The organism is Halalkalicoccus sp. NIPERK01 (assembly GCF_030287405.1).
Lineage (GTDB): Archaea > Halobacteriota > Halobacteria > Halobacteriales > Halalkalicoccaceae > Halalkalicoccus.
Genome location: NZ_JASVVV010000001.1, coordinates 731,862 through 746,426, shown reverse-complemented (window position 1 = coordinate 746,426; position 14,565 = coordinate 731,862). Strand labels below are relative to the sequence as shown.

The window sequence follows — 14,565 nt, the reverse complement described above, 5'->3', positions numbered from 1 at the left end:
AGCGCCGCGCATGGTTTCGGACCTCTTCGATCCCGACCGCTGGGAACCCGTCGACAACGACTTCGACGATATCACGTATCATCGCGCGCGCGAGGTCGGCGCGGTCCGCATCGCCTTCGACCGGCCGAATCTGCGTAACGCCTTCCGGCCCGGGACGGTCGACGAACTGTACCGCGCGCTGGATCACGCGCGCAAGCAGACCGATGTCGGCTGCGTCCTCCTGACCGGGAACGGCCCCTCGCCGAAGGACGGCGGGTGGGCGTTCTGTTCGGGAGGGGATCAGTCCGTTCGTGGCGGCTCGGGCTACGAGTACCGTGGCGACGACGAGGCCGGCGATGAGGATTCGGCGGCCGTCCGCGAGGCGAAAGCCGGTCGGCTCCACATCCTCGAAGTCCAGCGCCTGATCCGCTTCATGCCCAAGCCCGTCGTCGCCGTCGTGCCGGGCTGGGCGGTCGGCGGCGGCCACTCGCTGCACGTGATCTGTGACATGACGCTGGCCTCGGAAGAACACGCCAAATTCCTCCAGACCGATCCCGACGTGGCGAGCTTCGACGCGGGCTTCGGCTCGGCCTATCTCGCCCGGCAGGTCGGCCAGAAGAAGGCCAGAGAGATTTTCTTCCTCGGGAAGACCTACTCGGCCCAGGAAGCGGTGGAGATGGGGATGGCAAACGAGGCGGTCGCCCACGCGGACCTAGAAGAGGTCGCCCTCGAATGGGCCGAGGCGATCGACGGAAAGAGCCCGACCGCCATTCGAATGCTGAAGTTCGGGTTCAACGCCGTCGACGACGGGATGGTCGGCCAGCAGGTGTTCGCGGGCGAGGCCACCAGGCTGGGCTACATGACCGACGAGGCTCGAGAGGGCCGGGACGCCTTCCTCGAGAAACGCGACCCCGACTTCAACGAGTACCCCTGGCACTACTGACCGGCGATATCCGCTTCCCGCTGCCCGCCGTTCCCGCGACCGATCGGTGGTTCCGCTCCTCTCGGTGTGGGAATACGGACCACACTTTTCATCTCTCCCGCCGTTACGGACGGTATGAGTGACAGCACGCCCGTCGAGATGGACGACGACGAGCGGGACGCCTTCCTCGGGACCGGCGGCATCGGCGTCATGGCGTTCCCGACGGCGGACGGCGATCCGCCACACGCGATCCCGGTCTCGTACGGGTACGACGCGACGGAGACGACCTTCTACTTCCGCCTCGCGGTGGGCGACGATCGGGAGAAGGGGGACGTCGCGGGCGAGACCGTCGCGTTCGTGACCTACGGACGGGAGGGGAGCGCGTGGGAGAGCGTCATCGCCACCGGCCGCCTCGAGGAGACGACCGCGGAGCCGATCGCCACGGAGACCCTGCAGGGTCTCGAACGGGTCCACATCCCGCTGGTCGACGTCTTCGGCGAGCCGCCGCGAACGGTCTCGTTCGGCTACTTTCGGCTCGTACCCGAGCGATTGACCAGCCGGAAGGAATCGAGAACCGAGGTCTGAGCCGCGGACCGCCGTATCGACGCCCCTCGGAGCCGACCTGCGGTGGGAGACGCCGACTACTCGTCCGGCTCCCAGCCGACGAACTCCTCCTCCAACTCGACGCCGAGCGCGTCGATGATCCCGCCGAGGGCGGCGTACCCCTCCGCGAGCGCCGCGATGCCGACCACCGCCGACTCGTCGTAGCGCTCGGTGATCGCGTCGTGGTCCCGGTCCCCGACCTCGCCGCGGACGACCGCGAGCGCGTACCGGAGCAGGGTCGCCTCCTCGTCGTCGAACGCGTCGAACTCCCCCCTCGAAACCGCGGCGATGGTGTCGTCGTCGATTCCGACCCCGCGGGCGATGTTGACGTGCTGGTGCCACTCGTACTCGTTTCCGATCTCGTTCGTGACCGCGAGGATCACGAGTTCGCGCCGCCGGTCGCTGAGTCCGCTGTCGCTCCAGAGCGACCCGAGGAAGCCACGCAGACCGGCGAGCACCGCGGGGTTGTTGCCGAGCGCGCGGTAGACGTGTAGCGGTCGGTCCTGTAGCGAGGAGACGAGCAGGTCGCGGTGCCGTTCGGGGACGTCCTCGCTTTCGACGTAGGGAACGCGGGCCATGCGACCGGAACGACGCGACCCGGGTTAGCTGTACGTGCTTCGGTAGCACTGACCGGATCCGGTTCCGCGCTCACCTGCCTTGCAGCCAGGAGCGAACGCCGAGGATAACGGCGAGAGCGGCAAAAGCGGCCCCGAGCAGCCACTCCGGCGATCCGACCGGCGCGCCCCACGAGCCGTCCGAGAACGCGACCGCGAACACGAACACCGCCAGACCCAGCAGGAACACCGCCAGCGCTACCGGCGACGACCGCGCCTCCGAGAGCGTGTGTTTCACACGCGGTATCTGTTTTCACACATCAAGAAACTTCCCCGAAACCGGACGGAACCACAGCCGCTATGCGGTACCGTCGACAACCCCCACCGAATGAGTACGGTCGACGTCTCCCGGCGGAAAGCGTGGCTGATGGCCGCCCGCCCGCAGACGCTCCCGGTGGCCGCGGCCCCGATCCTCGTCGGGGTCGGACTCGCCTTCGAGGACGGCGTTCTCTCGCCCCTGCCGGCGCTCGCGGCGTTCGTTGGCGCGACGCTGATCCAGATCGGGACGAACTTCGCGAACGACTACTACGACGCGATCAAGGGCGCCGACACCGAGGATCGGGAGGGCTTTACTCGAGTGACTCAGTCGGGCCTGATCGACCCCGAGGAGGTCAGGCGCGCGATGGTCCTCACCTTCGCGCTCGCGATCCTCGTCGGGGTCTACCTCGTCTACGTCGGCGGCGTCCCGATCCTCGTCGTCGGCCTCGCGAGCGTCGCCTCGGGGATCGCCTACACCGGCGGACCGTACCCCTACGGCTACCGCGGGCTCGGCGACCTCTTCGTGTTCGTCTTCTTCGGGCTGGTCGCCGTCACCGGAACCTACTACGTGCAGGCCGCCGCCGCCCTCGCCGGGCCGTTCCCGCCGTGGATGCCCCCCGGGACGATCACCGTCGAGGCGGTCGTCGCCAGCCTGCCGATCGCCGCGCTCGCGACGGCCGTGCTGGTCGTCAACAACGTCCGGGACCTCGAGACCGACCGCGAGACCGGCAAGCGCACCCTCGCGGTGATGCTCGGCTACCGCTTCAGCAGGGCCGAGTACGCCGCGCTGTTCGCGCTCGCGTACGCCACCCCGCTGTGGTTCCTCCTCTCGGGCTTCGGCCTTCCGGTCCTCCTGCCGTACCTCTCCCTCCCCTACGCCGTGCTGTTGGTCCGGACGCTGCTCACGGAGACCTCGGGCGAGGCGCTCAACCCGGCGCTCGAACGCACCGGCAAGCTGCTCGCGGCCTTCGCCGCGCTCTTCGCGGTCGGGCTGGTGGTCGGATGAGGGTCGAGGAGTTCTCCCTGGCCCTCGAAACGCCGCTCTCGACCGCCGCGGGCGAGATAGTTCGTCGGGAGGGGGTCGCCGTCCGTATCGGAGGCGGCGTCGGCGAGGCCACCCCGCTCCCGGGTTGGACCGAATCGCTCGAGGAGTGCCGGGAGGCCCTGTCGGGGATCGACGACCCCGAAGCCGCCCTTGCGGACCTCGACGACCGTCCGGCGACGCGCCACGCCCTCTCGCTCGCGCTCATGGATCGAGACGCCCGCGAGAAGGGGGTGTCGCTCTCCAGCCATCTCGGCGGGAGCAGTGACTCGGGCGAAACGGTCCCGGTCAACGCGACGGTCGGCGACGCCTCCCCCGAGGAGACCGCCGAGGCCGCCCGCGAGGCCGTCGAGAACGGGTTCGGGACGGTCAAGTGCAAGGTCGGCGCGCGGCCCGTAGACGAAGACATCGAACGGGTTCGCGCGATCCGCGAGGCGGTCGGCCCCGACCCCGCGCTCCGCCTCGACGCGAACGGCGGGTGGAGCCGCGAGGGGGCCGCACACGCGCTCGGCGAACTGGCCGACATCGGAATCGAGTACGTCGAACAGCCCCTCGCGGCCGACGACGTCGCCGGCCACCGCGACCTCCCCTCGACCGTGCCGATCGCGCTCGACGAGTCGCTCGCCGGACGCACGGTCGAGGGGATCGAGGGACTGGCCGACGCCGCCGACGTCTTCGTCCTGAAGCCGATGGCGCTCGGCGGGATCGATCGGGTCGTCGAACTGGGCCGGCGACTCGGGGACGTGGTCGTCACGACGACGATCGACGCCGTGATCGCCCGCACGGCGGCGGTCCACGCCGCCGCGGCGCTCGGGGTCGAGCGCGCCTGCGGGCTCGCGACCGCGGACCTCCTCGAACGGGACCTCGCGCCCGATCCCGCGCCCGTCCGCGACGGGGCGATTTCGGTCCCGACGGGGCCGGGACTCGGGACCGACGGCCCGTGGAATGGGGGTGGGGCGGATGCGTGATCCCGTCAGCTACCAGCGCCACGCCGCGCCCGATTCCGCGGCGCTGCTCGACGCCGAAACCGGCGAGGAGTGGACCTACGACGACCTCGACCGGGCGGTCGAGCGGCGTGCGGGTCGGCTGTGGTCACTCGGTCTGCGGCCGGGCGATCAACTCGGCGTGCTCGCGGACACCGCCCCCGAGTTCGCCCGCCTCGTCCACGCGGCGTGGCGGATCGGCGCGGTGTTCGCCCCGCTCAACACCCGGCTTCCCGAGGCGGAGCTTCGTGCACAGGTCGAACGCCTCTCCCTCGCGGCGCTCGTGACCGACGAGCCGTACACGGACCGGGCCCGGGCGGTCGCCGACGCCCCCGTCATCTCGTTTCCGGCGCTCGCCGAGGCGGCGCCCGCCGAGTTCGTCGCCGAGGACCCGCCGCTTGGATCCCCGCGGACCATGCTCTTCACCTCGGGAACGACAGGCGAGCCGAAGGCGGTCGTCCTCACCGGCCGGAACCTGCTCGCGAGCGCCGTCGCCTCGGCGTTCCGCCTCGGGGTGCTCCCCGACGACCGCTGGTACGATCCGCTTTCGGGCTACCACATGGGCGGGCTCGCGCCGATCGTCCGCTCGGCGCTCTACGGGACCTGTGTCGTGCTCCCGGGCGAGTTCGACGCCGAGGACGCGCGCTCGCACCTCCACGAGCACGGGATCACGGGCGTCTCGCTCGTTCCGACGATGCTCTCCCGGCTGCTCGACATGGGCGAGTTCCCCGACTCGCTGCGGTTCGTCCTGACGGGTGGCGCACCGACGACTCCCGAACTGATCGCCCGCTGCGAGCGCCGCGGGGTGCCGATCCACCCCACCTACGGCATGACCGAGACGGCCTCGCAGGTCGCGACCGCCCGGCCCACGGAGGCCTTCGCGAATCCGAAGCGCGCCGGCCGTCCCCTCGCGTTCACCCGCGTTCGGGCGCTCGACGGGAACGAACCGCTTCCGACGAGTGAACCCGGCGAACTCGTCGTTTCGGGCCCCGCGGTGATGACGGGCTACTACGACGATCCCGAGGCAAACGAGCGGGTTTTCGGCCCGCACGGCTTCCGAACCGGCGACCTCGGCGTCGTCGAGGAGGACGGCTCGATCCGCGTGCTCGGGCGGGTCGACGACGCGGTCATCACCGGCGGCGAGAACGTCCACCCCGCCGAGGTCGCCCGCGTTCTGCGTTCTCATCCCCGGGTCGCCGAGTGTGCGGTCGTCGGCCTGCCCGACCCCGAGTGGGGCGAGCGCGTCTGTGCGCTGGTCGTCGGCGAGGCGAGCGAAGGGGAGATCAGGGGGTTCCTCGAGGGACGGCTCGCGGGCTACAAGCGTCCCAAGACGATCGCCTTTTCCGACTCGCTACCCCGAACCGCCTCGGGCACGGTCGACCGCGGGGCCGTCCGCGAGACCCTCTCCGCTCGCTCAGAGCGCCTCGAGTAGCGCGTCGACGTCCGCCTCGGTGTTGATCGCGTGAACCGACGCGCGGATCGCCTCCGGGCCGGGGAGCGTCCGAACCCGAATCCCGCTCTCGGCGAGTCGTTCGACCGTCCCCTCGGGATGCTCGTCGGCGAACGTCACCAGCCCGCTCTCGTACTCGCGGGGGCTCAGCAGGCGTTCCTCGCCCAGCCCCGCCTTGAGCCGGTCGGTCAACTCGGCGATCCGGGACTCGATCCGGTCGTAGCCCACCGCATCCATCGTGCGGATCGCCTCTGCGAGCGCGGCATACGGGGCCGGATTGGTCGTACCGATCTCGAGCCGGCGCGCGCCCTCGTGGAAGGCGTATTCGTCGGCGTCGGGTTCGGCCACGCTGCGATAGCCCACCGACCGCGGTTCGAGATCCGCGAGGAAGTCGGGCGAAACGGCGAGAAAGCCCGCGCCCCACGTTCCGAGTAGCCACTTGTGGCCCGCCGCCGCGACCGCGTCCGCACCCCACTCCTCGACGTCGAGTGCGACCTGACCCGGTGCTTGAACGGCGTCGACGAGCACCCGTGCGCCGGCGTCGTGGGCGATCTCGACCAGTTTTCGTACTGGTAGTCGCGTCCCGTGGGTCCACGTGATCGCGCTGAAACAGACCAATCGAGCATCACTGATCGCCTCGGCGTACTCCTCGGGGTCGACCCGTCCCCCGTGGGTCTCGAGGACTCGAACCTCGAGGTCGTGGAGGTCCGCGAGACGCTGCCACGGCAGGATTCCCGCCGAGTGTTCGAGGTCCGTCCGCACGACGACGTCCCCGGGCTCGAAGTCGATCGCGCTCGCGATTCGGTTGATCCCGTCGGTCGTGCTCTGGGTCAGTGCCACCCGCCGCTCGTCGGTGTTCAGCAGGTCCGCGACCGCCTCGCGGGCGTCCGTGTAGACCGCGTCCGCGGTGGCGTACATCCCCTCGCCGGCGGGCGAGTCGTACTCGTGGCGTTCGAGACAGCCGGTCGCGGCCTCGACCACGCGGCGCGGACTGGGGCCGCTCGCGCCCGTGTTGAGGTAGGTACAGTTCTCGAAGCCCGGCGTCTCGGCTCGAAGCTCCTCGGGGGTCATGGTCGGGCCTACACGGAGGCGACTCATGACGCTCCCGGTCGCGGACGGTCAACGTTAAAGGCGTCGGGCGGCGTTGTTCGGGTATGAGCGTCGCCGAACTCGAAGCCGAACTGTCGGAGGACGAACGGGCCGGACTCGAACTCGTCCGCCGGAGCGGTGGGATCCACCAGAGCGACTTCTGGAAGGAACTCGACGTCTCCTCACGAAAGGGCAGTCGGATCGTCGAGAAACTCGCACAAGCGGAGCTGATCGAGCGCCACGACACCGTCTACAACGGCCACAACACCTACCTGCTCACGCCCGCGGCCCGCGATCTCGACTTCTCGTTGCTGATGGCCGGGGACATGCTCTCGCCCTTCATCGGCGAGGAGGAGATCGACGCCCGGAGCGACGCCTTCTCCCAGTGGATCATGAACCTCGCGTACGAGGGCTGACGAACATTTATCATTTGTCGTGTCGAACCGTCACCGTCCCTGTAACCACGGGACGACCCGTATGAACACCACAGAATCCGTTCTCGACCACCACCTAGAGACGTTCGGCGAACAGGACATCGAGGGGATCATGGAGGACTACACCGACGAGTCGGTCGTCGTCACCAACATGGGGACCTTCCGCGGCCTCGAGGAGATCGAGGGGCTGTTCGAGAACCTGTTCTCGGAGTTCTCGGCCCCCGAGGCCTCGATCACGATGGATCAGCAACTCGTCGAGGGAGAGTTCGGCTACATCGTCTGGCACGCCGAGACGCCCGAGAACGTCTACGAGTTCGCGACCGATACGTTCTACATCCCCGACGAGGCGATCGAGTTCCAGACCTTCGCGGGGAAGCTCTCCCCGAAGGCCTGATCATTCGAGCGCGCTTCCGGCGCGGATGATCCGCCTCTCGCCGAACGCCGGCCCGATGAGTTGCACTCCCACGGGCAGGCCGTCGGTCTCGCCCGCCGGAACGGAGATCGCCGGCAGATTCGCGAGGTTCACGGGGACGGTGTTGGCGTCCGAGAGGTACATCTGGAGGGGGTCCTCCAAGCTCTCGCCGACCTCGAAGGGCGGGACCGGCATCGTCGGGCTGGCGAGCACGTCCGCCTCCGAGAACGCCCCCTCGAAGTCCCGCTCGACCCACGCGCGGGCGTCCTGTGCCTTCTTGTAGTACTTTTCGTGGTAGCCCGCCGAGAGGGCGTAGGTCCCCAACAGGACCCGGCGTTTGACCTCCTCGCCGAAGCCCCGCTCGCGCACCTCCGCGAAGACCTCGTTCCAATCGCCCTCGCGCTCGGTCGCGGGGCCGTAGCGCACCCCGTCGAAGCGCGCGAGGTTCGAGGAGGCCTCCGACATCGCGATCACGTAGTAGGCGGCGACGGCGTGCTCGATCGAGGGGAGGCTCACCTCGTGGTAGCTCGCGCCCTCCGATTCGAGGTCGGCGATCGCGTCCCAGAACGTCTCCCTGACGCCCTCGTCGGCCCCCTCGACGAGTTCGGTCGGGATCCCGATCGAGAGCCCCTCGACGTCGCCGTCAGCGGCGCTCGCGTAGTCGCTATCAGCGCCCTCCTCGCGGGCCTCACGGGCGTCGCCCGTTCGACGTTCCGAGGCCCGTGGCGCCTCGCGGGTGGTCGCGTCCCGTTCGTCGGGGCCCGCGATGACGTCGAGCAGGCGAGCGGCGCCCTCGACGGTGGGTGCGAGCGGCCCGATCTGTTCCAAGGAATTGGCGTAGGCGACCAGCCCGTAGCGCGAGACCAGCCCGTAGGTGGGCTTGATCCCGACGACGCCACAGAATGCCGCCGGGTTTCTAACTGAGCCGCCCGTGTCCGTCCCGAGCGCGAGATCCGCATCGCCGGCGGCGACCGCCGCGGCGCTCCCGCCGGAGGATCCTCCCGGAACGCGCCCCTCGGCGGCGGGGTTCGGGGCCGGCCCGAACGCCGAGGTCTCGGTCGTGCTGCCCATCCCGAACTCGTCCATGTTCGTCTTGCCGACGATCGTCGCGCCCGCTTCCTTCAGGCGCTCGACGACCGTCGCGTCGTAGGGCGGGACGTACTCCGCGAGCATCTCGGACCCGCAGGTCGTGCGCACTCCCTCGGTACTGATGTTGTCCTTGACGGCGACCGTCTCGCCCGCGAGGGGTCCCTCGTCCCCGCCCTCGATTCGCTCCTCGGTGATGAAGATCCGACTCATGAGACGCTCGGACCCTTGAAATAGCCGTCCTCGGTTTCGGGGGCGTTCCGTAGCGCCTCCTCCTGACCGAGGCTTTCGCGCACCTCGTCGACCCGCATCACGTTCTCGAGGTCGTCCTCGCGCTCGATCTCGGGCACCTCGTCGAGCGTCTCGAAGGCGTCGAGGATCTCGCCGAACTGCTCGGAGAACGCCTCGACCTCCGCCTCATCGAGGTCGACCCGCGCGAGGGCGGCGACGTGGCGCACCTCCTCGGCGTCGACGGACTGGTCGCTCATACACGGGAGGACCCGCGGACGGGGAGTAAGGGTTTCGGATCACGCGACCCGTGCCCAGACCACCAGCGCCGAGGGGAGGACGAGGATCGACGCGAGGTAGGCGTAGAGGATCGAGATCGAGAGCAGCAGGCCGAACTGCCCGAGGATCGGCGTGATCGCGAGCACCAACACGCCCATCCCGGCCACGGTGGTGAGCATGCTCCCCGTGAGCGCGCCGCCGGTCCCCCGAATCGTCCGGTCGAGCGCCGCGAGGGCATCCACGCCGGTATCGAGTTCGTCGACGAACCGGTGGACGACGTGGACGGTGTAGTCGACGCCCAGCCCGATCGACACCGAGAGGATGGTCGCGGTCAGGGCGTTGAAGGGGATCCCCGCGTAGCGCATCGTCCCCGCGAGCGCACAGATCGCGACGGCGATCGGGAGGAGGTTGACGACGCCCAGCGACGGCCGGCGGGCGACGACCCAGTAGCCCGCGACCAGAAACGCCCCCGTCGCCGCGAGCGCGAGCGCGAGGCTGCGGACGGCCGACTCGAAGATCACGTCCGCGACCGCGTCGAAGACGACGACCTCGCCGGTCGCGGTCGCCGCGAGTCGGTGGCGCTCCTCGAGTTCGCGGGCGTCCCCGGTGACCTCCTCCTGGGCGGCGTCGCCCTCGACGGCGTACTCGACCTGCGCCGCGCGGTAGTCCTCGGTGATGTACTGGCGGGCCTGCTCCTCGAAGGGCGAGGCGTAGAGTTCGTCGTAGACGAGTTCGAGGTTCTGGTCGGGCACGCCGTTGCCGTCGCGGTCGTTTCGCTCGACCAGCGCGGCGAACTCCTCGTTCCGGGCGGCGTAGCGGTCGATGACGGTGAGTATGCTCTCGGAATCGGCGGAACGCCCCTCGCGGATGACGGTCGGGGGCGGGTCCTCGCCCGCGCGGTGGATCGACTCCAAGGCGTGGTTCTCCCGGAGTTGGCCCTCGAGGTAGACGATCACCGTCCCCTCCTGGCCCTGCGGGAACGTCTCCTCGAGGTAGTTCATCGTGCCCGTGACCTGCGGTTCGGCGGGCCGGAGTTCGGCGGGGAGGTACTCGACGTAGCCCGGTTGCTCCTCGGGCGGGAGGAAGTCGTCGTCGTCGAAGGAGGTGTCGACCTCCGACCCGTAGACGCCGAGCGCGCCGGCAGAGACGACGACCACCACCAGGAACGCGAGCGGGGCCCGCCTCGCGATGCCGACGCCGACCGGCAGCACGCGCCCGAGGGCCGAGCCCTCCTCGCCCAGCGGATCGGAACTGAACGCCGGGATCGGTCGTTCCGCACGCCACCGGTCGGTGAGCACCTTCAGCGCGGGCATGAACACCCCGAAGATGAGGAACGTGAAGGCGATCCCCAGCGCCGCCACCAGTCCGAAGTCGCGGATGGGCTGGAGCGAACTCGTGTAGTTCGCGCCGAAGCCCACTACTGTGGTGCCGATCACGAGCACGAACGCGACCAGCAGCTGGTCGGTGGTCCGCTCCATCGCCGCCGTGACGGAGGCCGTCGTGGTCCGTTCCTCGCGATAGCGGTTGATGACGTGGATCCCGAAGTCGATCCCGACCGCCAGCAACAACACGGGAACCGAGATCAGCATCTGCGTGAAGGGGATCCCCGCGAGCCCCATGAACCCGAACGTCCAGACGACGGTCATGGCGAGCGCGAGCAGGCCGATCGCCAGGTCGATCGGGTCGCGGTAGGCGACGATCAGGAAGACCAACAGCAGGATCACTGCTGCAGGCACGACGATGGCCAGCGAGTCCTCGATGATCGTCTGGAACTTGCCGGCGACGATCCCGCTGCCGAAGACCTGGATCTCGCCGGGAGTTCGCTCGGCCATCGTCTCGACCTCCACCTGGATCGGCGTCATCGGGCTGTCGGCGTCGTTGCCGGTCGTCTCCGAGACGCCGCCGGGCAGTTCGTGGGTGAGGGTTCCGATCGTCGCCGAGGCGGTCGCCGACTCCGCGTTGAAGTCCTCGCTCAGTTGTCCAGTAAAGGCGGGGTTGTCGGCGTTCTCCCGCACCGCCTCGCGTACCTCGCGGTCGCTCGCGCCCTCTATGGTCGCGCGTTGTTCGGCGGTCGTGTCGGCCTCGGGGTCGATCGTCCGGGCGACGATCGCCGCGGCGCTGTCCGCCTCGGTCGCGTACAGTTTCTCCCTATCGAGGACCCGTTCCTGCAGCGCAAGCATGCGTAACAGCTCCTCGCGAACGAGGACGTTCTCGCCGCGCTGGATGAGCTGCGTCGATCCGGTGTCGGCGAGTTCGATCCGCGGGCCGAACCGGCTCTCGACGTCGTCGAGGGCCCGCTCGGCGGGGACGTCCTCGGTGAACTGGCCGGTCCCGGCCTCCGTTCCCGTCCCCCCGAGTCCGCTCGCGAAGAGGAGCGTGACCGCCAGAAAGACGAGCACGACGGTGCCCGGCCGCTCCGTGATCAGGCCGCCCAGCCGCGAGACGAGGCGTTCGTGGCGCGCCATCTACGCCAACCGGCGGATTCCGATCGCTATCCCGACGATCACGAGGACGACCCCGACCGCGCCGGCGGCCCAGCTAGCGATTCCGTCGTCCGCGGGTTCGACCACCTTGATCGCGACCTGATACCGATCGGAGAGACGCGTCTCGCTGCTCTCGTCCTCGTAGCTGAAGTCGACGTCGAGCGGGTACTGCTTGGCCATCGCGCCGTCCTCGGCGCTCACCTCGAAGGCGAGGACGACCGACTCGCCGGGCGCGATCTCGTCGGCGTAGGCCTCGTCGTCCTCGGTGGAGAGCGGGCTGTCGGCGAACAGCTGTGCGTTCACGTTGCTCACGGGGTCGTCGCGCTCGTTGGTAACCTCGAGTTCAACCGTCCGGGTCGCCCCGCTCTCGACCGTGGCGTCGACCGGCGAGACGCCGAACTCCTCGGGTTCGGGGCCGACGCTCACCCGCGCGTTCGTCGTCGCCTCCCGCTCGTTCCCCTGTTCGTCCCGGTAGACGACGACGAAGTCCAGTTGGCGCTCCCCCTCGCTGGCCTCCGCGCTCACGTCGGCGTCGAACGCGAACTCTGCGCTCTCGCCGGCGTCGACGTCGCCCAGCGCGTACTCCCTGTCCGCGAAGCCGAGGGTACCCTCCTCGCCCGCGATCCGGAGGACGGCGTCCTCGGCGTCCTCGCTGCCGACGTTCTCGATCGAACCGGTCACCTCGCCGTCGCTCCCGACCGCGAGGTCGCTTTCGGTATCCTCAACCTCGAAGCGCGCGGTCTCCTCGATCTCTATCGGTACCTCCTCGGTGAGCGTCTCCTCGACGACCGTCTCCTCGCCGTTCTCGATCTCGCTCGTGTAGACGTACTCGACGGTCACCGAGAGCTGGTAGGTGCTCGCCGGGGCGTCCTCGTTGACCGACAGCGTGATCGGGATCGGTCCGCTGGTCCCCTCCGGGAGGTTGCCGACGGGCACCGTCGAGGTCTCGACCTCGAACGGCGGGCCGTCGGCCTCGGCCTCGACGGTCACGTCGCGCGCCGTCTGGACGCGCTGTCGGTCGCCCTGCTGGGTGATGACCTCGATCCCCTGGCTGCCCTCCTCGATCGTCCCGTTGTTCATCAGTTCGAGTTCGATCTGCGTCGTCTCGCCGGGCGAGACGGTGTTCTCCGGCGCGAAGACGCTCACGTTCGGCTGGCCCTGTATCCCGGCGGCGACGCCGGTGGCGAGGACCACGAGCAGTGCGAGTCCGATCACGGCCGCCCCCCGGCGGCCCGGCCACAGCCTCCCCCGTCCGACCATACCCGTTCGACGCCTCTCGCCGGTTAATTGTTGTCGCTTTCCTACACACAATCCAACCACAGCTTCAAATCGGGCGCGTCCCTACCTCCCGTAATGGGAAACGCAGCGCTCAGGGACCTCGCCGTCATCGAGGCGGTCCCGTTCGACGAACTGTCGGGGGCGGTCGTCGCGATCGACGCCCACAACTGGCTCTACCGGTACCTGACGACGACGGTCAAGTGGACCGCGAGCGACGTCTACACCACCGCCGACGGCACCGAGGTGGCCAACTTGGTGGGGGTCGTCCAGGGGCTGCCGAAGTTCTTCGAGAACGACATCACCCCCGTGTTCGTCTTCGACGGCGTCGTCACCGACCTCAAGGAGGGCGAGATCGACGAACGGCGCGCCGCCAAGGAGCGCGCCGCGGCGAAGGCACGGGCCGCCCGCGACCGGGGCGACGGGATCGAGGCCGCTCGCCTCGAGGCGCGCACCCAGCGTCTGACCGACGCCATCCAGCGGACCACGCGGGAACTGCTCGACCTGCTCGACGTTCCGTACGTCGAGGCCCCCGCGGAGGGCGAGGCCCAGGCCGCCCACATGGCCAAGTCGGGCGACGTCGACTACGCCGGCACCGAGGACTACGACGCGCTGCTGTTCGGCTCGCCGCTGACGCTCCGGCAACTCACGAGCAAGGGCGAGCCAGAGTGTATGGACCTGGAGGCGACCCTCGCGGCCCACGACCTCACCTACGAGCAGTTGGTCGACGTGGGGATCCTCTGTGGGACCGACTTCAACGAGGGCGTCCACGGGATGGGGCCGAAAACCGCGGTCAAGGCGATCCGCGAACACGGCGACCTCGCGGGCGTTCTCGACGCCCGGGGCGCCGCGATCGGGAGTATGGACGCCGTCCGCGAGCTGTTTTTGAACCCGGACGTGACCGACGATTACGGGTTCGACGCGGCCCTCTCGCCGGACGTCGAGGCCGCCCGCGAGTACGTCGCCGACTGGGGGATCCCCGACGCGGAGGTCGCGAGGGGGTTCGAGCGCATCGAGGAGTCGGTCACGCAGACCGGGCTGGATCAGTGGACCTGATGCCGACGGTCATACCGCCGTGACTCGCCAGGAGCCACGGCCGACGGTATGAAACCGTTTTGGGCCTCGGGGACGCAGTCGGGGTATGGACGCCACAGAGGTCGAGCGGTTGATCGAAGAGGGGGTCGAAAACGCAGAGGCGACGGTCACCCACCCGCGCGGAACGCACGACGAGGACCACCTCGCGGCGGTCGTCGTCTCGCCCGCGTTCGAGGGCAAACCCCTCGTCCAACAGCACCAACTGGTCTACGACGCGCTCGGCGAGCACATGACCACCGACATCCACGCCCTCGAACTGAAGACCTACACGCCCGCGGAGTACGAGGATCGGTAGCCTCGCCCCGCTTCGAGGCCGGGTCTCCGCAACCGATC

At 69.3% G+C, this 14,565-nt stretch carries 16 protein-coding genes; 9 read left to right on the top strand and 7 right to left on the bottom strand.

What is annotated here, in order from left to right; translation table 11 throughout:
• Nucleotides 1-10 precede the first annotated feature (10 nt).
• Nucleotides 11-922 carry a 1,4-dihydroxy-2-naphthoyl-CoA synthase gene (locus QRT08_RS03965; protein ID WP_286044613.1) on the top strand — a complete coding sequence of 304 codons (912 nt, stop codon included), beginning with the start codon at nt 11-13 and terminating at the stop codon, nt 920-922.
• 114 nt (nt 923-1,036) lie between these two features.
• Nucleotides 1,037-1,486, top strand: a complete 450-nt coding sequence (locus QRT08_RS03960) for a pyridoxamine 5'-phosphate oxidase family protein (RefSeq protein WP_286044612.1) — start codon at nt 1,037-1,039, stop codon at nt 1,484-1,486.
• A gap of 56 nt (nt 1,487-1,542) precedes the next feature.
• Here QRT08_RS03960 and QRT08_RS03955 read toward each other — a convergent pair whose 3' ends face one another.
• Nucleotides 1,543-2,082 (bottom strand): carboxymuconolactone decarboxylase family protein, encoded by a 540-nt coding sequence (locus QRT08_RS03955; RefSeq protein ID WP_286044611.1) that lies wholly within the window; start codon nt 2,080-2,082, stop codon nt 1,543-1,545.
• A 70-nt stretch (nt 2,083-2,152) separates the two neighbouring features.
• Nucleotides 2,153-2,356 carry a hypothetical protein gene (locus QRT08_RS03950; protein WP_286044610.1) on the bottom strand — a complete coding sequence of 68 codons (204 nt, stop codon included), beginning with the start codon at nt 2,354-2,356 and terminating at the stop codon, nt 2,153-2,155.
• Nucleotides 2,357-2,446: 90 nt separating this feature from the next.
• Here QRT08_RS03950 and QRT08_RS03945 point away from each other — a divergent pair, with 90 nt between their 5' ends.
• From QRT08_RS03945 to QRT08_RS03935, 3 genes are read left to right on the top strand one after another with little or no spacing between them, the layout of a single operon-like run.
• Nucleotides 2,447-3,382 carry a 1,4-dihydroxy-2-naphthoate polyprenyltransferase gene (locus QRT08_RS03945; protein WP_286044609.1) on the top strand — a complete coding sequence of 312 codons (936 nt, stop codon included), beginning with the start codon at nt 2,447-2,449 and terminating at the stop codon, nt 3,380-3,382.
• Complete coding sequence (locus tag QRT08_RS03940) at nt 3,379-4,386, top strand: mandelate racemase/muconate lactonizing enzyme family protein (protein ID WP_286044608.1); 1,008 nt, start codon at nt 3,379-3,381, stop codon at nt 4,384-4,386. The genes QRT08_RS03945 and QRT08_RS03940 overlap by 4 nt, the downstream gene beginning before the upstream one ends.
• Nucleotides 4,379-5,833 (top strand): class I adenylate-forming enzyme family protein, encoded by a 1,455-nt coding sequence (locus QRT08_RS03935; RefSeq protein ID WP_286044607.1) that lies wholly within the window; start codon nt 4,379-4,381, stop codon nt 5,831-5,833. The genes QRT08_RS03940 and QRT08_RS03935 overlap by 8 nt, the downstream gene beginning before the upstream one ends.
• Here the strand turns inward: QRT08_RS03935 and QRT08_RS03930 are convergent.
• Nucleotides 5,816-6,922, bottom strand: a complete 1,107-nt coding sequence (locus QRT08_RS03930) for an aminotransferase class V-fold PLP-dependent enzyme (RefSeq protein ID WP_286044606.1) — start codon at nt 6,920-6,922, stop codon at nt 5,816-5,818. The genes QRT08_RS03935 and QRT08_RS03930 overlap by 18 nt on opposite strands.
• A gap of 83 nt (nt 6,923-7,005) precedes the next feature.
• Between QRT08_RS03930 and QRT08_RS03925 the strand changes: the two genes are divergently transcribed.
• The gene (locus tag QRT08_RS03925; protein ID WP_286044605.1) at nt 7,006-7,356 is read left to right on the top strand and encodes a helix-turn-helix transcriptional regulator; all 351 of its coding nucleotides are present in this window, start codon (nt 7,006-7,008) and stop codon (nt 7,354-7,356) included.
• 61 nt (nt 7,357-7,417) lie between these two features.
• Nucleotides 7,418-7,768 (top strand): nuclear transport factor 2 family protein, encoded by a 351-nt coding sequence (locus tag QRT08_RS03920; protein WP_286044604.1) that lies wholly within the window; start codon nt 7,418-7,420, stop codon nt 7,766-7,768.
• Here the strand turns inward: QRT08_RS03920 and gatA are convergent, their stop codons facing one another.
• From gatA to QRT08_RS03900, 4 genes are read right to left on the bottom strand one after another with little or no spacing between them, the layout of a single operon-like run.
• Nucleotides 7,769-9,085 carry an Asp-tRNA(Asn)/Glu-tRNA(Gln) amidotransferase subunit GatA gene (gatA, locus tag QRT08_RS03915; RefSeq protein ID WP_286044603.1) on the bottom strand — a complete coding sequence of 439 codons (1,317 nt, stop codon included), beginning with the start codon at nt 9,083-9,085 and terminating at the stop codon, nt 7,769-7,771.
• Nucleotides 9,082-9,360 carry an Asp-tRNA(Asn)/Glu-tRNA(Gln) amidotransferase subunit GatC gene (gene gatC / locus QRT08_RS03910; protein ID WP_286044602.1) on the bottom strand — a complete coding sequence of 93 codons (279 nt, stop codon included), beginning with the start codon at nt 9,358-9,360 and terminating at the stop codon, nt 9,082-9,084. The genes gatA and gatC overlap by 4 nt, the downstream gene beginning before the upstream one ends.
• Nucleotides 9,361-9,399: 39 nt before the next feature.
• Complete coding sequence (locus tag QRT08_RS03905) at nt 9,400-11,844, bottom strand: efflux RND transporter permease subunit (protein WP_286044601.1); 2,445 nt, start codon at nt 11,842-11,844, stop codon at nt 9,400-9,402.
• On the bottom strand, nt 11,845-13,122 hold the full coding sequence (locus QRT08_RS03900; RefSeq protein ID WP_286044600.1) for a COG1361 S-layer family protein: 1,278 nt from the start codon (nt 13,120-13,122) through the stop codon (nt 11,845-11,847).
• A 93-nt stretch (nt 13,123-13,215) separates the two neighbouring features.
• On the opposite strand from QRT08_RS03900, the gene fen reads away from it, so the two are divergent.
• The gene (fen, locus tag QRT08_RS03895) at nt 13,216-14,193 is read left to right on the top strand and encodes a flap endonuclease-1 (RefSeq protein WP_286044599.1); all 978 of its coding nucleotides are present in this window, start codon (nt 13,216-13,218) and stop codon (nt 14,191-14,193) included.
• An 85-nt stretch (nt 14,194-14,278) separates the two neighbouring features.
• Nucleotides 14,279-14,527, top strand: coding sequence for a BolA family protein (locus QRT08_RS03890; RefSeq protein WP_286044598.1), 249 nt, complete (start codon nt 14,279-14,281; stop codon nt 14,525-14,527).
• Nucleotides 14,528-14,565: the final 38 nt, after the last annotated feature.